At 38.2% G+C, this 20,943-nt stretch carries 20 protein-coding genes and 1 other annotated feature; all 20 genes read left to right on the top strand.

Annotated elements, in window-relative coordinates:
• Positions 1-285 precede the first annotated feature (285 nt).
• The 20 genes from sigG (at position 286) to pyrD (ending at position 20,942) form a co-directional block, all read left to right on the top strand.
• The gene (sigG, locus tag V7024_RS09905) at positions 286-1,065 is read left to right on the top strand and encodes an RNA polymerase sporulation sigma factor SigG (protein ID WP_020059243.1); all 780 of its coding nucleotides are present in this window, start codon (positions 286-288) and stop codon (positions 1,063-1,065) included.
• 294 nt (positions 1,066-1,359) lie between these two features.
• Positions 1,360-1,638: a YlmC/YmxH family sporulation protein gene (locus tag V7024_RS09900; protein ID WP_020059241.1), complete on the top strand. Its 279-nt coding sequence runs from the start codon at positions 1,360-1,362 to the stop codon at positions 1,636-1,638.
• A gap of 115 nt (positions 1,639-1,753) precedes the next feature.
• A complete protein-coding gene (gene pgeF, locus V7024_RS09895) occupies positions 1,754-2,572 on the top strand; it encodes a peptidoglycan editing factor PgeF (protein ID WP_335518974.1) in 819 nt (272 codons plus the stop codon).
• Entirely contained in the window at positions 2,569-3,243 is a 675-nt protein-coding gene (locus V7024_RS09890; RefSeq protein ID WP_098916279.1) for a YggS family pyridoxal phosphate-dependent enzyme, read from the top strand. Before pgeF ends, V7024_RS09890 begins: the two co-directional genes overlap by 4 nt.
• A 19-nt stretch (positions 3,244-3,262) precedes the next feature.
• Positions 3,263-3,724, top strand: a complete 462-nt coding sequence (locus V7024_RS09885) for a cell division protein SepF (protein ID WP_335518970.1) — start codon at positions 3,263-3,265, stop codon at positions 3,722-3,724.
• Between the two features lie 6 nt (positions 3,725-3,730).
• Positions 3,731-3,997, top strand: a complete 267-nt coding sequence (locus tag V7024_RS09880; protein ID WP_335518968.1) for a YggT family protein — start codon at positions 3,731-3,733, stop codon at positions 3,995-3,997.
• A gap of 10 nt (positions 3,998-4,007) precedes the next feature.
• A complete protein-coding gene (locus V7024_RS09875) occupies positions 4,008-4,781 on the top strand; it encodes an RNA-binding protein (RefSeq protein ID WP_335518966.1) in 774 nt (257 codons plus the stop codon).
• A gap of 93 nt (positions 4,782-4,874) precedes the next feature.
• Complete coding sequence (gene divIVA / locus V7024_RS09870; protein ID WP_098916275.1) at positions 4,875-5,381, top strand: septum site-determining protein DivIVA; 507 nt, start codon at positions 4,875-4,877, stop codon at positions 5,379-5,381.
• Between the two features lie 51 nt (positions 5,382-5,432).
• Positions 5,433-5,653 (top strand) — a binding site (T-box leader).
• Positions 5,654-5,734: 81 nt separating this feature from the next.
• A complete protein-coding gene (gene ileS / locus V7024_RS09865) occupies positions 5,735-8,500 on the top strand; it encodes an isoleucine--tRNA ligase (protein WP_335518963.1) in 2,766 nt (921 codons plus the stop codon).
• 129 nt (positions 8,501-8,629) lie between these two features.
• Positions 8,630-8,962: a molecular chaperone DnaK gene (locus V7024_RS09860; protein ID WP_335518960.1), complete on the top strand. Its 333-nt coding sequence runs from the start codon at positions 8,630-8,632 to the stop codon at positions 8,960-8,962.
• A gap of 121 nt (positions 8,963-9,083) precedes the next feature.
• Positions 9,084-9,542 carry a signal peptidase II gene (lspA, locus tag V7024_RS09855; RefSeq protein ID WP_098916272.1) on the top strand — a complete coding sequence of 153 codons (459 nt, stop codon included), beginning with the start codon at positions 9,084-9,086 and terminating at the stop codon, positions 9,540-9,542.
• 3 nt (positions 9,543-9,545) lie between these two features.
• On the top strand, positions 9,546-10,454 hold the full coding sequence (locus V7024_RS09850; protein WP_335518957.1) for an RluA family pseudouridine synthase: 909 nt from the start codon (positions 9,546-9,548) through the stop codon (positions 10,452-10,454).
• A gap of 202 nt (positions 10,455-10,656) precedes the next feature.
• Positions 10,657-11,199 carry a bifunctional pyrimidine operon transcriptional regulator/uracil phosphoribosyltransferase gene (gene pyrR / locus V7024_RS09845; protein ID WP_335518955.1) on the top strand — a complete coding sequence of 181 codons (543 nt, stop codon included), beginning with the start codon at positions 10,657-10,659 and terminating at the stop codon, positions 11,197-11,199.
• 148 nt (positions 11,200-11,347) lie between these two features.
• On the top strand, positions 11,348-12,631 hold the full coding sequence (locus V7024_RS09840; protein ID WP_098916269.1) for a solute carrier family 23 protein: 1,284 nt from the start codon (positions 11,348-11,350) through the stop codon (positions 12,629-12,631).
• Positions 12,632-12,776: 145 nt separating this feature from the next.
• The gene (locus tag V7024_RS09835; protein WP_335518951.1) at positions 12,777-13,691 is read left to right on the top strand and encodes an aspartate carbamoyltransferase catalytic subunit; all 915 of its coding nucleotides are present in this window, start codon (positions 12,777-12,779) and stop codon (positions 13,689-13,691) included.
• Positions 13,675-14,961, top strand: coding sequence for a dihydroorotase (pyrC, locus tag V7024_RS09830; protein ID WP_335518949.1), 1,287 nt, complete (start codon positions 13,675-13,677; stop codon positions 14,959-14,961). Before V7024_RS09835 ends, pyrC begins: the two co-directional genes overlap by 17 nt.
• The gene (locus V7024_RS09825; protein WP_335518946.1) at positions 14,958-16,055 is read left to right on the top strand and encodes a carbamoyl phosphate synthase small subunit; all 1,098 of its coding nucleotides are present in this window, start codon (positions 14,958-14,960) and stop codon (positions 16,053-16,055) included. The genes pyrC and V7024_RS09825 overlap by 4 nt, the downstream gene beginning before the upstream one ends.
• Positions 16,040-19,258 (top strand): carbamoyl-phosphate synthase large subunit, encoded by a 3,219-nt coding sequence (gene carB / locus V7024_RS09820; protein ID WP_335518943.1) that lies wholly within the window; start codon positions 16,040-16,042, stop codon positions 19,256-19,258. The genes V7024_RS09825 and carB overlap by 16 nt, the downstream gene beginning before the upstream one ends.
• Positions 19,255-20,034 carry a dihydroorotate oxidase B electron transfer subunit gene (gene pyrK, locus V7024_RS09815; protein WP_335518941.1) on the top strand — a complete coding sequence of 260 codons (780 nt, stop codon included), beginning with the start codon at positions 19,255-19,257 and terminating at the stop codon, positions 20,032-20,034. Before carB ends, pyrK begins: the two co-directional genes overlap by 4 nt.
• Entirely contained in the window at positions 20,031-20,942 is a 912-nt protein-coding gene (gene pyrD / locus V7024_RS09810) for a dihydroorotate oxidase B catalytic subunit (protein ID WP_335518937.1), read from the top strand. Before pyrK ends, pyrD begins: the two co-directional genes overlap by 4 nt.
• Position 20,943: the final 1 nt, after the last annotated feature.

Here is a 20,943-nt window from a genome sequence, read left to right as displayed (position 1 = left end):
CCCTCACCAATCGGGCGCATGTCAGCAGTTTATCTCCCACCTAACTTCTTTAGAAAAGCGGAAGTGGCTCGTCCAGAATGTGAAGCGAAGCCACCGAACATTCTAGCCACTGGAACTGGACAATGCTTTCGCCGAATTTTGTGGTGGGAGTATTACTGTCCACGAATAGCGGGATAAATAATGTAAGTCTCATTTGAAAAAGTTCGATAAATGAATATATGCATAAAATTCCCTCCCAAGGAGATACTTTACACTGTACAGCAACTCCCGATAGGAGGGAACACTTTGACGAGAAACAAAGTAGAAATTTGCGGTGTTGATACATCTAAACTTCCAGTACTAAAAAACGAAGAAATGCGACGGTTATTTCGAGAAATGCAAAGCGGTGATATAAGCGCAAGAGAGAAACTAGTAAACGGAAACTTACGTCTTGTACTGAGCGTCATCCAAAGATTTAACAACAGAGGGGAGTTTGTTGATGATTTATTTCAAGTTGGCTGCATTGGACTTATGAAATCCATTGATAATTTTGATTTAGGCCAAAACGTTAAATTTTCAACATATGCTGTACCGATGATTATCGGAGAGATTCGAAGATATTTACGTGATAATAATCCAATACGAGTATCGCGTTCCTTGCGAGATATTGCGTATAAAGCGTTGCAAGTACGCGAAAAACTCATTGCTGAAAATTCAAAGGAACCAACAGCGATGGATATAGCAAAAGTACTTGATGTGACGCACGAAGAAATTGTGTTTGCACTTGATGCAATTCAAGACCCAGTTTCATTATTTGAGCCAATATACAACGATGGTGGGGACCCTATTTTTGTTATGGATCAGTTAAGTGATGATAAACAAAGGGACGAGCAATGGGTTGAAGAACTGGCATTAAAAGAAGGAATGAAGCGATTAAATGAACGAGAAAAGATGATTATTCGTAAACGTTTCTTTCAAGGGAAAACGCAAATGGAAGTGGCCGAGGAAATTGGGATTTCTCAAGCACAAGTGTCACGTCTTGAAAAATCAGCAATTAAACAAATGAATAAAACAATTCAAGGCTAAGGTCTCATCATTAAAGATGAGGCCTTTTAGCGTTTTGAGATTCTGTTCATAGGAAAGATGCCCTGCTCATATAATAACTATAAAGAAAAGATTTTGTACGTGAAGGATGTATTCTCTAAAATAGAAGTTCTGCTTTATCTCATCATTGGTAAACGATAGAATCTTCATCCCAAGATTTAGAGAGGGCGAAGAAGATGTGGAAAGGAAAAAGTACCTATTGATAGGTTTTTTATTATTTTTCATTGAGGTGAAATTGTGGTGTTAGTTAAGGATGAGACAAAGGAGAGGATGACAATGCTACGTATTTCAGAATTTCAAATGAAAGATGTTGTCAATGTATCTGATGGAAAAAGACTTGGAAACATTGGAGATATCGACATTGATATGAGAACAGGGAAGATTCAGGCAGTTATAATTACAAAGCAAGGAAAAATGTTAGGGTTATTCGGAAAAGAAGAGGAATTTGTAATTCCTTGGAAACAAATTGTAAAAATAGGGGAAGATGTTATTTTAGTTCGAGCGGATCACGTTCCTACTGTTACAGAAACAATACAAACACCGACAACTTCTTAAAGAATATTACAAATTTCTCTTTTTTTTATGTTGTCATTATGGAAAAATAAAAGTATGGTAAAATAGACAGGAAGTACCATACTTTTTATGTTATTTTATTATAAGGAGCCTTTTTATGAGAGAACCATTTACATATAAGGACGGTATGTTACATTTACATATGTGGGAAGAACTTGGAAACATTAAAGCTGGATTTACTACAAAAGAAGGTGGAGTGAGTACCGGCCCCTTTCATACAATGAATCTAGGGTTACACGTTCATGACAATGTAGAAGATGTTCATGAAAATCGGCGGCTTTTAGCAGAAAAGTTACACGTTCCATTAGAAACTTGGGTTTGTTCGGAACAAATTCATGATCGTCATGTTGTAAAAGTGGGCAAGCAAGAGACAGGAAAAGGTGTCTTTTCTTATGAAGATGGTATCCCTAATACGGATGGCATATACACGAAAGATGCAGAGGTGTTGTTAACATCTTGTTATGCGGATTGTGTGCCAATCTATTTTTATGCGCCATCTTATAGAATGATTGGACTTGCACATGCTGGCTGGAAAGGAACTGTAAAAGGAATTGCGAGTGAAATGATCGACAAGTGGAAAGAGGAAGGTATACCGCTTGATGATATACATGTTGCTATTGGTCCGTCTATTGGCGCGTGTTGTTATGTTGTAGATGATCGCGTATTATCTGCTGCTAAACAAGTGCTTCATGGTTCTGTTCCATATGAAATGATTTCTGAGGGACAATATGCAATAGATTTAAAGGAAATAAATCGTTTGCTATGTTTACAAGCTGGGATTAAAGAAGAAAATATTGCGATGTCATCTTTTTGTACAAGCTGTGAACCGCAATTATTTTTCTCACATCGCCGCGACCAGGGAAAGACGGGAAGAATGCTTAGTTTTATTGGTTTTAAGGAGGATGGAAAGCAGTGACAGTACAAGGGAATTTAGCATATGTCGGGCAAGAAGTTGAAAGAGCATGTCAGCGAGTGAATCGATCCTTAGACGAAATTACACTTGTTGCTGTTACAAAAACAGTAGGTATTGAAAAGACAAATGAAGTGTTACAAGCTGGGCTTGTACATCTTGGTGAAAATCGCAATGAAGGTTTTTTACAGAAGTATGAGTATTTTGGAAGCAAAGCGACATGGCACTTTATCGGATCATTGCAATCTAGAAAAGTAAAAGAGATCATAAATGAGATTGATTATTTACATTCACTTGATCGTCTTTCACTTGCAAAAGAAATTCAAAAACAAGCAACCAAACCCATTCGCTGCTTTGTTCAGGTAAAAACCTCAGCGGAAGAGTCTAAACAAGGGCTAGACATAGATGAGACAATTGACTTTATTTACAACTTACAACAATTTGATAAAATTGAAGTTGTCGGATTGATGACAATGGCACCTTTCACAGACGATGAAATGCAAATTCGCAGTTGTTTTCAAATGTTGCGTAAACTGCAAAAGCAAGTACAAGATTTAAACCTATCGAATGCTCCGTGTCTGGAGTTATCAATGGGGATGTCAAATGATTATACAATTGCAATTGAAGAGGGCGCTACATTTATTCGTTTGGGGACGATTTTAGTGGGAAAAGAATAGAAGGAAGGAGAATTTTAATATGAGTTGGTCAAAAGTAAAGTATTTCTTTTTTGACACACCAGAAGAGCGAGAAGCACAATATGCTTACGAAAAGGAGCAAAATGTAATGAAAAAACAGCAGGAACCAGAGCAGGATATTCCTCTTGCAAAGGTACAACCGAAACAAAACGTGGTAAGTATTGAAACAGCCAAACAACCTTCAAAAGTTGTTTTATTAGAGCCGCGTACGTATTCAGAAGCACAGGGGATTGCTGATCATTTGAAAGGTCGCCGTGCAGTTGTAATTAATTTACAACGCATGTCTACAGATCAAGCGCTGCGTATTGTTGACTTTTTAAGTGGAACTGTATATGCAATAGGTGGAGATATTCAAAAATTAGGTCCAAAAACATTTATATGTACGCCAGATAATGTAGATATTGTTGGTGCAATTTCTGAACTATTTGGTGAAGAGGAAGATACAAATATAAAAAGGTGGTAGTGCACTATGACAATGATTTTAACAATTTTGCTCTATCTATTCAGGTTTTATTCATATGCGCTTATTGTTTATATCCTTTTATCTTGGGTTCCAGGAGCAAGAGAGTCAACATTTGGTGATTTCCTTGCCCGTATTTGTGAGCCGTATTTAGAACCGTTCCGGAGATTTATCCCATCAATTGGTGTAATTGATATTTCTCCAATTGTGGCAATCCTTGTACTGAATTTAGCGAGTTCAGGATTAGTACGTGTATTTGAATTTTTCATGAGGTAAGACAATATAGATGAGCATTTATGAACATTTTAGGCCTGAAGAAACGGTTTTCGTTGATAAAGTATTAGAATGGAAGCATGCAGCGGAAGAATATCATCAAGTGAAACTTACTGATTTTCTTGACCCGCGTGAACAACAAATTGTTTCGATGATTGTTGGAAATCAAGGAGATGCAGCGTTTCAGTTATATGGAGCTGCTCCCAGTGCAGAAAGAAAACGGGCTTTAATTTATCCCGATTACCTTATGCCGAATACAGAAGAATTTCAAATAGAAATATTAGAAATTGACTATCCTTCTAAATTTTATTCACTGGAGCATCGTCAAATATTAGGAGCATTTATGTCACTTGGTTTAAAGCGAGAGAAATGCGGAGATATTTGGCTCCAAAACGATCGTGCCCAAATTGTAGTTGCAAAAGAAGTTGTATCGTATATAGGAATGAATTTACAATCAATTGGAAAAACAAAAGTATCTTTATCACCTGTGTCCACTGATCTTGCAATACATATAGAAGATCAGTGGAATGAAAAGTCAGGGACAGTATCATCCCTGCGATTAGATGTATTGCTAGCAGAAATGTTTCATATATCTCGTCAAAAGGTTCAACCATTCATTAAAAATGGTCTTGTGAAAGTGAATTGGAAAGTCGTTGAGCAATCTGCTTACGAATGCTTTCCAGGAGACGTATTTTCTGTGAGAGGTTATGGCAGAAGTAAATTACTCACTGTTGAGGGAAAAACAAAGCGCGATAAATGGATAATTTTGTATGGAATCTTAAAATGATTTCTTTTTTTAGAAGGAAAGTCTCCCATTTTGTCGAAGAAAAGATATAATTAAAAAAGGAAATTTTAGATAACCTACTTGGAGGTGGCGTTTGTGCCGTTAACACCGTTAGATATTCATAATAAAGAATTTAGTCGTGGTTTTCGTGGCTATGATGAGGATCAAGTAAATGAATTTCTTGATCAAGTCATCAAAGATTATGAATTAGTAATTCGTGAGAAGAAGGCGTTAGAAGAAAAAGTCGCACAACTAGAAGGGAAATTAGAACATTTCTCTAATATTGAAGATACATTGAATAAATCTATCGTTGTAGCGCAAGAAGCAGCAGAAGAAGTCAAACGTAATGCTCAAAAAGAAGCAAAATTAATTGTTCGTGAAGCAGAGAAAAATGCGGACCGTATTATTAATGAAGCGCTCGTAAAATCAAGAAAAGTGGCATTTGATATTGAAGAATTGAAAAAGCAAGCAAAAGTGTTCCGTACACGTTTCCGTATGCTATTAGAAGCACAGCTTGAAATGCTAAACAATGATGATTGGGACAAGTTAATTGAGTTAGAAGAAGAAGTAGATGAGCTTCTTAAGAAAGAAGAAACAGTGTAAACTTGACGTTTTTCGCGTTATTACATATAATTCTATACAACATAATTTTTTAGAAAAACGAAGATAGGGATAAGTACTTTTTTCATACCTTATATAGCGAACTGAGGACGGTGGAAGCTCAGGATAAGGAGAGAATGGGGAATATCACCCTGGAGTTCCTCGCTGAACAACAAAGTAAGCAGAGGCGTGTATTCGCGTTAAGAATATAAAGAGGATTACTATATGTAGTAGTCTACTAGGGTGGTACCGCGGGAGACCTTCTCGTCCCTTTTTGGGGATGAGAAGGTCTCTTTTTTATTCCATTTATCTAGAAAAAATGTCATTCTTTTATATATTCAAGGAGGAATTTGAGCATGGAGTATAAAGATACATTATTAATGCCAAAAACAGAATTTCCAATGCGTGGAAATTTACCGAAACGTGAGCCTGTCATGCAAGAAACATGGGCTGAAATGAACATTTATGAAAAAGTGCAAGAACGTACAAAAGGACGCCCGCTATTTGTGCTTCATGATGGACCGCCATATGCGAACGGCGACATTCATATGGGACATGCATTAAATAAAGTATTAAAAGACTTTATTGTTCGTTACAAATCAATGACAGGATACAGTGCACCATATGTACCAGGTTGGGATACACACGGATTACCAATTGAGCAAGCTTTAACAAATAAAGGTGTTAAGCGTAAAGAAATGACAGTTGCTGAATTCCGTAAACTTTGTGAAGAATATGCATACGAGCAAGTAAATCGTCAGCGCGAGCAATTTAAACGTTTAGGTGTACGCGGTGATTGGGATCATCCATACATTACATTAGAGCCAGCATATGAAGCACAGCAAATTAAAGTATTTGGTGAAATGGCGAAAAAAGGTTATATCTATAAAGGACAAAAACCTGTTTACTGGTCTCCAACGAGTGAATCTGCATTAGCTGAAGCGGAAATTGAATATAAAGATAAAAAATCTGCGTCTATTTATGTGGCATTCCCTGTAAAAGATGGAAAGAATGTTTTAGAAGGCGACGAAAAATTCATTATTTGGACAACGACACCTTGGACGTTGCCAGCTAACTTAGGTATTTCTGTTCATCCAGAACTTGAATACAGCATTGTGAAAGTGGCAGATGCGAAGTATATCATTGCTTCTGAGTTATTTGAAACAGTTGCGAAAACATTAGAGTGGGAAAATGCTGAAGTTGTGAAAACAGTAAAAGGTAGCGAACTGGAATATACAACGGCGAAACATCCATTCTATGACCGTGATTCTCTTGTTATGCTTGGTGAGCATGTTACAACAGATGCTGGTACAGGGTGTGTACATACAGCACCTGGACATGGGGAAGATGACTTCCTAGTTGGAAAGCAATACGGTTTAGAAGTTCTTTGTCCAGTTGATGATAAAGGTGTATTAACAAGCGAAGCTCCTGGATTTGAAGGATTATTCTACGATAAAGCAAATAAACCAATTACAGAAAAATTAGGAGAGGTTGGTGCGTTATTAAAATTAACATTTATTACGCATTCTTATCCGCATGACTGGAGAACGAAACAACCAATTATTTTCCGTGCAACTGCACAGTGGTTTGCATCTATTGAAGCATTCCGCAAAGAATTATTACAAGCTGTAGAGGAAACAAAATGGGTACCAGCTTGGGGGGAAACTCGTCTTCATAACATGGTTCGTGACCGCGGTGACTGGTGTATTTCTCGTCAACGTGCATGGGGTGTTCCGATTCCTGTATTCTATGCAGAAAATGGTGATCCAATTATTACAGATGAGACAATTAATCATGTAGCAGCGTTATTCCGTGAACATGGTTCAAACGTATGGTTTGAACGTGAAGCGAAAGATTTACTACCAGAGGGCTTTACACACCCATCTAGTCCAAATGGTGAATTCCGTAAAGAAACAGACATTATGGATGTATGGTTTGATTCTGGTTCTTCCCATCAAGCAGTGCTAGAAGAGCGTGATGATCTGCAACGTCCAGCTGATTTGTATTTAGAAGGATCTGACCAATATCGTGGTTGGTTTAACTCTTCATTATCAACAGCGGTTGCGGTAACAGGTAAAGCACCGTATAAGGGTGTTTTAAGTCACGGTTTCGTACTAGATGGTGATGGTCGTAAGATGAGTAAGTCTATTGGAAACATTGTTGTACCGAAGAAAATTATGGACCAATTAGGCGGCGATATTTTACGTTTATGGGTATCTTCAGTTGATTATCAATCTGATGTACGTATTTCTGATGATATTTTAAAACAAGTAGCAGAAGTATATCGTAAAATTCGTAATACATTCCGTTTCTTATTAGGAAACTTAGCTGATTTTGATCCAAGTAAAGATGCGGTATCTGCTGCGAAGCTTCGTGAAGTAGACTGTTACATGTTAGTGAAATTAAATGACTTAATTACAAAAGTAAAAGATGCTTATGAAACTTATGAATTTGCTGCTGTATATCATGCGATTCATAACTTCTGTACAATTGATTTAAGTTCATTCTATTTAGATTTTGCAAAAGATATTTTATATATCGAATCAGAAAATAATCATGACCGTCGTGCAATTCAAACGGTACTATATGATGTACTTGTTGCATTAACAAAACTTGTAACGCCAATTTTACCGCATACAGCAGATGAAGTATGGCCATATATCCCTGGCGCTGTAGAAGAAAGCGTCCAATTAACTGACATGCCAGAAGCTGTAGAAGTAGAAGATGCTGAAGAGTTAAAAGGAAAATGGGATGCATTTATGACACTTCGCGATGATGTATTAAAAGCGTTAGAAGATGCACGTAATGCAAAAGTGATTGGTAAATCATTAAATGCAAGTATCACACTTTATCCAACAGCAGAAATGAAAGAATTATTACAATCCATTACAGAAGATGTAAAACAATTATTTATCGTTTCTGAGTACCACCTTGGTGGAACGATGGAAGAAGCACCAGCTGATGCACCGAAATATGAACATACAGCTGTTGTTGTAGCGCAAGCAACTGGTGAAACGTGTGAACGTTGCTGGGTTGTCTCTGAAACAGTAGGAAGCAATGCGGACCATCCAACATTATGTAAGCGTTGCGGAGAAGTTGTAACAGAACATTATGTAAAATAATGAAATGAAAAAATCGGCTGTCTTATCTGCAGTCGATTTTTTTCTTCCTTGGAAGGAAAAATGTGTGTGCGGTAATCGTGTGCGTTTCGGATAAACTAACGATACATTCCAGCCGGGAGGGACGCACTTGTGACTGACACATACATGGAGATTCAAGCAGAACTACAATTAATGCAGCGCGAATTACAGGAAAGATTAGCGAAGGAAGAGTTGTATGCGTATAATGTAGAATTTGGTCAGGAATTGTTAGGTATAGTTAAAACAGATGTGAAAAATAAATTATTATTGCATGATATGAGAGAAGATTTAAAAGATGTAGAGCGAGCACTTTGGAAAATGGAAATTGGGATGTATGGAATTTGTGAAGAAACCGGACAAAGAATGACACTTAGACAATTAAAGGGGATGCCAACAGCACGTACAGTCCATGAATGTTTCTATGGAAAAGTAAAAACACCTTAAAGACAACAATATTATATTACCTAATTCATTTTATTTTATGCTCCCATGCGATGCTTCATTGTGAAAACATAGCAGCTATGCTAAAATTTTGAGGTACACTGTCATTGTGGGGGAAACGAAAATGATATATTATTTAATAGCGTTATTTGTGATCGCCATTGATCAAGTATCAAAATGGATTATCGTGAAGGAAATGGAGTTAGGTGAGAGCATTCCAATTATTGATAATGTGCTGTATATAACGTCTCACCGCAATCGCGGAGCTGCATGGGGCATTTTAGAAAATAAAATGTGGTTCTTCTACGTTATCACAGTCATCTTTGTTATTTTTATTCTGTTTTATATGAAGAAATACGCAAAGACAGACAAGCTTCTCGGCATTTCGCTTGGTCTTATTCTAGGCGGGGCAATTGGTAATTTTATTGATCGTGTCGTACGAAAAGAAGTTGTTGATTTTATTCATACGTATATTTTTTCATACAACTTCCCTGTATTTAACGTTGCAGATTCGGCATTATGTGTGGGTGTGGCGTTAATTATTATTCAAACATTACTAGAAGGAAAGAAAACAAAGGAGTAAATAATGAGCGAAGTAGTACAAGTAACAGTTACAGAAGAGAACAAAAGTGAACGGATTGATAAGTTTCTTGCAGGTGTGAACAATGAATGGTCTCGTTCACAAGTACAGCAATGGATTAAAGATGGTGTTGTAACGGTAAATGGAAAAGACATCAAAGGGAATTATAAAGTAAAAACAAATGATGAAATTACAGTTACCATTCCAGAGCCAGAATCATTAGATATCCTTCCAGAAGATATGAATTTAGAGATTCATTATGAGGATAGTGATGTACTTGTTGTAAACAAGCCACGTGGCATGGTTGTACATCCTGCACCAGGGCATACGAGCGGTACGTTAGTAAATGGCTTAATGTATCATTGTAAAGATTTATCAGGTATTAACGGTGTAATGCGCCCGGGGATTGTACATCGCATAGATAAAGATACATCTGGGTTATTGATGGTGGCAAAAAATGATATGGCACATGAGGCGCTTGTCAACCAGCTTGTAGAGAAAACGGTAACGAGACGTTATCAAGCAATTGTTCATGGTGTTATTCCGCATGATAAAGGAACGATTGATGCGCCAATTGGTCGTGATAAACAAGACCGTCAAAGTATGACCGTTGAGGAAAACGGAAAACATGCTGTGACTCATTTCCGTGTATTAGAACGGTTTAATAACTTTACCCATGTAGAGTGTCAATTAGAAACCGGCCGTACGCACCAAATTCGTGTACATATGAAGTATATTGGGTATCCACTTGCAGGTGACCCCAAATATGGACCAAAGAAAACATTTGATATAAATGGTCAAGCTTTACATGCAGGTATTTTAGGTTTCATTCACCCACGTACAGGTGAATATTTAGAGTTTGAAGCACCAGTTCCACAAATTTTTGTAGATCTTTTAAATGATTTGCGAAAATAATATTGACAATCGTTATAAAAACTGACATAATAACAGCAGTTGAATAAGTCCTTTAACACAACCCCGTGAGGTTGAGAAGGTAACGGTTTGAAATACATAGGGTATACGTATACCCTTTTTTCAGAAAACCCTCTCGTACACGACGAGAGGGTTTTTTTATACCATTCCTCTCACGCAAGAAATAAGCCTGGAGGTGAAGAATATGAAAGAAAAAGCAGTGGTACTAGACGATCAAATGATTCGCCGTGCTTTAACACGCATTAGTCATGAAATTGTAGAACGCAATAAGGGTGTTGAAAATTGTGTTCTAGTTGGAATTAAAACACGCGGTATTTTCATCGCACAGCGCTTAGCAGAACGAATTGCTCAAATTGAAGGAAAAGAAATGGCTGTTGGTGAGTTAGATATTACGTTATATCGTGATGACTTGACTTTACAATCTAAAAACAAAGAACCACTTGTAAAAGGTTCAGACATTCCAGTTGATATTACAAATAAAAAAGTTATTCTTGTTGATGACGTATTGTATACAGGAAGAACAGTGCGAGCTGCTATGGATGCATTAATGGACATCGGTAGACCATCGCAAATTCAGCTAGCTGTTCTCGTAGATAGAGGTCACCGTGAACTGCCAGTTCGCGCTGATTATGTAGGGAAAAACATTCCAACATCAAGCGAAGAACGTATTGAAGTAGACCTTCAAGAAACTGATAAACAAGATCGAGTAAGCATATACGAAAAATAAAGCCCTTTTAAATGTAGTCCTGCGAGGCTGCCAAAGGGTCTTGACTTTCATATGTCTAATTTGACATATGAAAGTATAGGACTCTTTGTGCATAGGGCGCAAAGAGTTTTTTTATTGCAAGTTTTTAACATTGGAGGAGGAGATAACAATGGAACAAAAGCCAGTGTTAGACATTCATGAAGTACCGAAACCAGGAAAATGGTTATTGTTAAGTATACAACATTTATTCGCAATGTTTGGGGCAACGGTGCTTGTGCCATTCTTAACAGGATTAAGTCCAGCAGTTGCTTTAATTTCAAGTGGATTAGGAACGCTAGCATTCTTACTTGTGACGAAAGGGCAAGTACCAGCTTACCTCGGATCATCGTTTGCGTTCATTGCGCCGATTATTACAGCAAAAGCAGCAGGTGGACCAGGAGCAGCAATGCTTGGCGGAATGATGGCAGGACTTGTCTACATGTTGATTGCACTGGGAATTAAAAAGTCTGGGTCAAATTGGATTATGAATCTCTTACCGCCAATTGTAGTTGGTCCAGTTGTTATGGTAATTGGGCTTGGTCTTGCACATACAGCAGTAAATATGGCAATGAATAGCGCAGATGGAAAATATAGCTTTACACACTTTTCAGTTGCACTCGTAACATTAGCAATTACAATCATATGCTCGATTTTTGGAAGAGGGTTTCTTAGCATCATACCAGTTTTAATTGGAATCATAGGTGGTTATATCTTTGCTTACTTCCAAGGCTTAGTTAACTTGAAACCAATAGTAGAAGCAAAATGGTTTGATGTACCAGACTTCGTAGTACCATTTGTCACATATACACCGGAGTTCTCGTGGAAAATCGTACTAGTGATGGTACCAGTAGCAGTCGTAACAATTTCAGAACATATCGGACATCAAATTGTACTTGGAAATGTTGTAAATAGAGACTTGATTGAAAAACCAGGCTTGCATCGCTCTATTATGGGAGACGGCATTGCAACATTTATCGCGTCCACAATTGGAGGGCCGCCAAATACAACGTATGGTGAAAATATTGGGGTACTTGCGATTACTAGAGCATACAGTGTGTACTTGTTCGTCGGATCTGCAATATTTGCAATCATCTTCGGATTTATTGGGAAAATCTCAGCACTGATCCATTCGATTCCAACGCCGGTAATGGGCGGTGTATCAATCTTGCTCTTCGGTGTTATTGCATCAAGCGGTTTACGTATGTTAGTAGATGAGAAAATCGATTTCGGAGATAAACGTAATCTAATGATTGCATCAGTCATACTAGTTATCGGAATCGGCGGTGCAGTACTTCATATAGGTCAATCATTCCAAGTAGAAGGTATGGCTCTTGCAGCAATCGTGGGAGTACTGTTAAACCTAGTTTTACCTGAAATGAAAACGAAAAAACAATCAAAGCAAGTTGCTTCATAAAGACAGCCTTTTAATTCAGTCCTGTGAGACGGAAAAGGGTGTGTAGTTTGTTACACCCTAGTCTCACATAGCTAGGGTGTTTTTATGCAGTTAATCTTATATAAATTCACAGGTGTTATCATAAAAATCAGAAAGAGGGATGACAATGAACCATTTGTTAACGATGAGTGAGTTATCGGAGCAGGAGATTTCAGAAATCCTGAAAGATGCAGAAGATTTCGCAAGCGGAAAGGGTATAAAGACGACAGAGCAAACGTTTGTCGCAAACTTATTCTTTGAGAATAGTACGAGAACACGTTTTAGCTTTGAAGTAGCAGAGAAACGTTTAGGACTTGATGTTCTCAACTTCTCAGCAGAGTCTTCTAGCGTACAAAAAGGAGAAACATTGTACGATACGGTAAAAACACTTGAATCGATAGGAACAAGAGCTGTTGTCATCCGCCACGGGCAAGATCGCTATTTCGATGAGCTTAGAGAGAAAGTGAATATTCCAATCTTAAATGCAGGTGATGGATGTGGAAATCATCCAACACAATGTTTGCTTGATCTACTAACGATAAAACAAGAATTTGGAACATTTGAAGGACTGAAGATAGCAATTGTTGGAGATATCCGTCATAGCCGAGTAGCACGTTCAAATGCAGAGGCGTTAACGAAATTAGGAGCAACCGTTTATTTTGCAAGTCCAGAAGAATGGAAAGATGAAACGAACACATATGGAACGTTCAAAAGATTAGACGAACTAGTTCCAGAAGTTGATGTAATGATGTTACTACGCGTGCAGCATGAGCGTCATGATCATTATGAAACAGACATTATGAAAGAGTATCATGAAGAGCACGGTTTAACAATTGAACGTGAGAAACGCATGAAGCCAGGTAGCATTATTATGCACCCAGCGCCTGTGAATCGTGATGTAGAAATTGCGAGTGAACTTGTCGAGTGTGAGCGTTCACGTATCTTTAAACAGATGGAAAACGGTGTTTATGTAAGAATGGCTGTACTAAAACGCGCATTACCAAATGTATTAGGAGGAATGAAACATGAATTATTTATTTAAAAATGGACGTTATTTGAATGAAGAAGGAAAAATCGTAGCAACAGATCTTCTTGTACAAGACGGTAAAATTGCGAAAGTAGCAGAAAATATTACAGCGGATAATGCTGAAGTAATCGATATAAATGGAAAATTAATTGCACCTGGATTAGTAGATGTACACGTCCATCTTCGCGAACCAGGTGGTGAACATAAAGAAACAATCGAAACAGGTACACTTGCAGCAGCAAAAGGTGGATTTACAACAATTTGCGCAATGCCAAATACACGTCCAGTACCAGACAGCAGAGAACATATGGAAGATTTACAAAAACGAATTAAAGAAAAAGCACATGTAAATGTACTCCCATATGGAGCGATTACAGTACGCCAAGCAGGTTCTGAAATGACAGACTTTGAAACATTAAAAGAATTAGGTGCATTTGCATTTACCGATGATGGAGTAGGCGTGCAAGATGCAAGTATGATGCTGGCAGCAATGAAGCGTGCAGCAAAATTAAATATGGCAGTTGTTGCACACTGCGAAGAAAATACGCTTATAAATAAAGGATGTGTACATGAAGGGAAGTTTTCTGAGAAACATGGATTAAACGGTATCCCATCAGTATGTGAGTCCGTACATATTGCCCGGGACATATTACTTGCAGAAGCAGCAGGTTGTCACTATCACGTTTGTCACGTAAGTACAAAAGGATCTGTACGTGTGATTCGTGATGCAAAACGTGCAGGAATTAAAGTAACAGCAGAAGTAACACCGCATCACTTAGTATTATGTGAAGATGATATCCCAGGTATGGATCCAAACTTTAAAATGAACCCACCGCTTCGAGGAAAAGAAGATTATGAGGCTTTAATTGAAGGGTTATTAGATGGAACAATCGACATAATTGCAACAGATCATGCACCGCATGCAGCAGAAGAAAAAGCACAAGGTATTGAAAGAGCGCCATTTGGAATTACTGGTTTTGAAACAGCATTCCCACTACTATATACAAATCTTGTGAAAAAGGGAATTATCACATTAGAACAGTTAATTCAATTCTTAACAGAAAAACCAGCTGACACATTTGGTTTAGAAGCTGGCCGACTGCAAGAAGGAAGAGCCGCTGATATTGCAATTATCGATTTGGAACAAGAAGAAGAGATTGACCCAGCAACATTCTTATCAAAAGGAAAAAATACGCCATTTGCAGGCTGGAAGTGCCAAGGATGGCCGGTTATGACATTAGTTGGCGGTAAGATCGCATGGCAAAAGGAGAGTGCATTAGTATGAAAAGACAGCTTATCTTAGAAGATGGAACAATTTTAATTGGAAAAGGTTTCGGCGGAGAAATTGAAAAATCAGGTGAAGTGGTATTCACAACAGGAATGACAGGATACCAAGAGACATTATCTGATCCATCTTACTGCGGTCAAATCGTAACATTTACGTATCCGTTAATTGGAAACTACGGTATTAACCGTGACGATTTTGAATCTATTCAACCATCTGTACACGGATTAATCGTAAATGAAATATGCGATTATCCATCTAACTTCCGTAATGAGTTAACGTTAGATCAATATTTAAAAGAAAGAAATATTCCAGGTTTAGCTGGTATTGATACACGAAAACTAACAAGAAAAATTCGTCAATATGGAACACTACGCGGACGTCTTTGTAACATGGATGCGGATGTAGAGTACATCGTTAGCCAATTAAAAGCGACAGTATTTACAGATCATGTAAAACGGGTATCAACAAAAGATCCATACCCAAGCCCAGGCCGTGGTCATCGTGTTGTACTTGTGGACTTTGGCATGAAACATGGTATTTTACGCGAACTAAATAAACGTGACTGTGATGTAATCGTTGTACCTTACAATACATCAGCAGAAGAAATTCTACGCTTAAGCCCAGATGGAATTATGCTAAGTAACGGACCTGGAGATCCAAAAGATGTGCCAGAAGCAATCGAAATGTTACAAGGTATCATCGGGAAGGTACCATTATTTGGAATTTGCCTTGGGCATCAATTATTCGCGCTAGCATCTGGTGCAAATACAAGTAAGTTGAAATTCGGTCATCGTGGTTTAAACCATCCAGTAAAACATCTTGCAACTGGAAAAGTAGCAATTACTTCTCAAAACCATGGTTACGCAGTAGAAGAAGCATCAGTTGAAAATACAGAGCTTGAAATTACACATGTAGCTTTAAATGATGGAACAGTAGAAGGTCTTCGTCATAAGAAGTTCCCAGCATTTACAGTACAATACCATCCAGAAGCTTCAGCAGGACCAGAAGATGCAAATGATTTATTCGAAGATTTCTTAACAATGATTGAAAACTTCAAGAAAGAAGGGGAAGAGTTATGCCAAAACGCCTAGACATTAACACAATTTTAGTAATCGGATCAGGACCAATTGTAATTGGGCAAGCAGCGGAGTTTGACTACTCTGGTACACAAGCTTGTCAATCTCTTAAAGAGGAAGGTTACAAAGTAATCCTTGTTAACTCTAACCCAGCAACAATTATGACGGATACTGCAACAGCAGATAAAGTATACATTGAGCCATTAACATTAGAATTCGTAAGCCGTATTATTCGTAAAGAACGTCCAGATGCTATCTTACCAACCTTAGGTGGTCAAACGGGCTTAAACATGGCGGTTGAACTTGCGAAATCAGGTGTGCTTGACGAGTGCGGAGTTGAAATTTTAGGAACGAAATTATCAGCAATTGAGCAAGCGGAAGATCGTGATTTATTCCGTACATTAATGCAAGACTTAAACGAACCAGTACCGTCAAGTGAAATTATCCATACGCTTGATGAAGCATATGAATTTGTAAAAGAAATTGGCTATCCGGTAATTGTTCGTCCTGCATTTACGCTAGGTGGAACTGGTGGCGGTATTTGCCATAATGAAGAAGAATTAATTGAGATTGTAACAAGCGGCTTAAAACATAGCCCAGTAACGCAATGCTTATTAGAAAAAAGTATTGCAGGCTTTAAAGAGATTGAATATGAAGTAATGCGTGATGCAAATGATAATGCGATTGTAGTATGTAACATGGAAAACATCGACCCAGTTGGTGTGCATACAGGGGATTCTATCGTTATAGCGCCTAGCCAAACATTAAGTGACCGTGAATATCAAATGTTACGTAACACTTCATTACGAATTATTCGTGCATTAGGAATTGAAGGTGGATGTAACGTTCAGCTTGCACTTGACCCACATAGCTTCCAGTACTATGTAATCGAAGTAAACCCACGTGTAAGCCGTTCATCTGCACTAGCATCAAAAGCAACTGGATACCCAATTGCGAAGTTAGCAGCAAAAATTGCAGTCGGTTTAACATTAGATGAAATCGTAAACCCAGTGACGCAAAAAACATATGCATGTTTCGAACCAGCACTAGATTATGTTGTTTCTAAAATTCCACGTTGGCCATTTGATAAGTTTGAATCAGCAAACAGAACACTGGGTACACAGATGAAAGCAACTGGTGAAGTAATGTCTATCGGACGTAACCTAGAAGAATCATTACTAAAAGCAGTTCGTTCTCTAGAGCTTGGTATTTATCACTTAGAACTAGATCACTTAAAAGAACTTGATAAAGAAACGATGAAAAAACGTATTATAAAAGCAGATGATGAGCGCCTGTTCGTTGTAGCAGAAGCAATTCGTCAAGGTGTAACGAAAGAAGAAATTAACGAATGGTGTGAAATGGACTTCTTCTTCTTACAAAAAGTTGAGAACATCGTAAATATGGAACGTGTTGTAAAAGCGAATGTAGGAAATATGGAAGTATTACAATCCGCGAAAGAAAAGGGCTTCAGTGATCATTATATCGCAGCAGCTTGGAATAAAACTGAGCGTGAAATTTACGATATGCGCAAAGAAAATAATATGACGCCAGTATTCAAAATGGTAGATACTTGTGCGGCAGAATTCGAATCTGCAACGCCTTACTACTACAGCACATATGGCGATGAAAATGAATCAATCGTTACAGATCGTAAAAGCGTAGTTGTACTTGGGTCTGGTCCAATCCGTATCGGTCAAGGTGTTGAATTTGACTATGCAACAGTTCACTCTGTATGGGCAATTAAAGAAGCTGGGTATGAAGCAATTATTGTCAATAACAACCCAGAAACAGTTTCAACAGACTTCAGTATCTCTGATAAGTTATACTTTGAGCCATTAACAATTGAAGATGTGATGCACATCATCGATTTAGAGAAACCAGAAGGTGTTATCGTTCAGTTCGGTGGACAAACGGCAATTAACTTAGCTGCAAAATTAGAAGCGCATGGTGTGAAAATTTTAGGAACATCTCTTGAAGATTTAGACCGTGCGGAAGATCGCGATAAATTTGAAGCAGCATTAACAAAGCTTGGTATTCCTCAACCAGTTGGTAAAACAGCAACAACTGTAGAGCAAGCGGTAGCAATTGCTGAAGAAATTGGTTACCCAGTATTAGTAAGACCATCTTACGTACTTGGTGGACGTGCAATGGAAATTGTATATCGTCAAGAAGAATTACTGCATTACATGAAAAACGCAGTTAAAGTTCATGCAGATCACCCAGTATTAATTGACCGCTATATGGTTGGTAAAGAAATTGAAGTAGATGCAATTTCAGACGGTGAAAATGTATTCATTCCAGGTATCATGGAGCATATTGAACGCGCTGGAGTTCACTCTGGTGACTCAATTGGAGTATATCCACCACAAAGTTTATCTGCAAAACTGAAAGAACAAATCATTGAAAATACAATTGCACTTGGAAGAGGATTAAACATTGTTGGATTGCTAAATATCCAGTTTGTCGTATTCAAAGATGAAGTGTATGTAATTGAAGTAAACCCACGTGCGAGCCGTACAGTACCATTCTTAAGCAAGATTACAGGTGTACCAATGGCGAATATCGCAACGAAAGTTATTTTAGGAAAATCATTAGTAGAGCAAGGATATGAAACTGGCTATCACCCAGAAAATAACGAAGTATATGTAAAAGCGCCGGTATTCTCTTTTGCAAAACTACGTTCTGTAGATACAACATTAGGACCTGAAATGAAATCAACAGGGGAAGTAATGGGTAAAGACTTAACACTTGAAAAAGCATTATATAAAGGACTTGTTGCTGCTGGAATCAATATTCCAACGCACGGATCTGTAATCATCACAGTAGCAGATAAAGATAAAGAAGAAGCGCTAGAAATCGCTAAACGATTCCATGAAATTGGCTATAACTTATTAGCGACAGCAGGAACTGCGAAGTCATTAACAGACCAAGGTGTTCCAGTTCAAGTTGTAAACAAAATTGATTCTGAAGACTACAACTTGCTTGATATTATTCGCCAAGGAAAAGCACACTTTGTTATTAACACATTAACAAAAGGAAAACAACCAGCGCGTGATGGTTTCCGTATTCGTCGTGAGTCTGTAGAAAATGGTGTAGCATGCTTAACGTCACTAGATACAACAAGAGCAATTTTACGCGTACTAGAATCTATGACATTTTCAGCTCACGCTATGAAAGAATTTTCGGGAGCTGAGCGTCACGAGGTGGTACATGCATGATGCAAAAGCAAAATATGATTGTCGTTAACCAAAAAGAAATCGCAAAAAATATTTACGAATTAGTGCTTCAAGGTGATCTTGTACAGCAAATGAACGAACCTGGGCAGTTTGTACACATTAAGGTAGCAGAGGGCATTACGCCCCTCTTGCGCCGCCCAATTAGTATTTGTAATGTCGATCAAGATAAGAACGAATTTACAATGTTATATCGTGCGGAAGGACAAGGAACAAAAACATTAGCAAAGAGAAAACAAGGTGACCTTGTAGACGTATTAGGGCCATTAGGTCATGGATTTCCAGTAGAAGAAGCAGAGGCAGGACAAACAGCTTTATTAGTTGGAGGCGGGATTGGTGTGCCACCACTTTATGAATTATCACAACGCCTTGTTGCAAAAGGTGTACGTGTCATTCACATCTTAGGCTTCCAAACGAAAGATGTCGTCTTCTACGAAGAGAAATTTGCAGAGCTTGGTGATACGTATGTTGCAACAGTCGATGGCACACATGGTACAAAAGGATTTGTAACAGATGTGATTGATGCGTATGGAATTGACTTTGACATTTTATACTCATGTGGACCTTTAGCGATGCTACGTGCATTAGAAGGCCGTTATAAAGAGAAAAAAGCCTATATTTCACTAGAAGAACGTATGGGCTGTGGTATTGGGGCGTGTTTCGCATGTGTATGCCACTTGCAAGAAGATCCAAGCGGACATTCTTACAAGAAGGTGTGTAGCGACGGGCCAGTATTTCCAATCGGGGAGGTTGTACTATGAACAGATTGCAAGTTGAATTACCAGGATTATCATTGAAAAATCCAATCATCCCGGCTTCTGGTTGCTTCGGGTTTGGTCGTGAGTATGCACAATTTTATGATTTAAGTGTACTTGGATCAATCATGATTAAAGCAACGACAGAGCAACCTCGTTATGGAAATCCAACGCCTCGCGTTGCTGAAACACCAGGTGGAATGTTAAATGCAATTGGACTTCAAAATCCTGGTCTAGAAAAGGTAATGACTTCCGAATTACCTTTTCTAGAGCAATTCGATCTTCCTATTATTGCGAATGTTGCTGGGTCACAAGCTGAAGATTATGTAGCAGTTGCAAAGGAAATTTCGAAAGCACCAAATGTTCATGCACTAGAATTAAATATTTCTTGTCCAAACGTAAAAACGGGAGGTATCGCTTTTGGTACAGTCCCAGAAATTGCTGCTGATTTAACGAAGCGAGTAAAAGAGGTTTCTGAAGTGCCGGTATATGTGAAATTGTCACCGAACGTGGCAAACATTGTTGAGATTGCAAAAGCAATTGAAAACGCGGGTGCAGACGGATTAACGATGATTAATACATTGCTTGGCATGCGTTTAGATTTAAAAACAGCAAAACCAATTTTAGCAAACCGTACAGGGGGATTATCTGGACCAGCGATTAAGCCAGTGGCAATTCGCATGGTGTACGAAGTGAGTCAAGCTGTTAACATTCCGATTATCGGAATGGGCGGTATTGAATCGGCGGAAGATGTAATTGAGTTCTTCTACGCTGGTGCAAGTGCAGTAGCAGTTGGGACAGCAAACTTCGTTGATCCGTTTGTATGTCCAACAATTATTGAAGAATTACCAGCGCTTTTAGATGAATTAGGATTTGAACACATTTCGGAATGTCAAGGAAGGAGCTGGAAGTAAA

It is taken from the genome of Bacillus sp. JJ864 (assembly GCF_036963045.1).
Lineage (GTDB): Bacteria > Bacillota > Bacilli > Bacillales > Bacillaceae_G > Bacillus_A > Bacillus_A pseudomycoides_C.
Note: the sequence above shows the minus strand (reverse complement) of the source record. Positions and strands in the feature narration are given on the sequence as shown.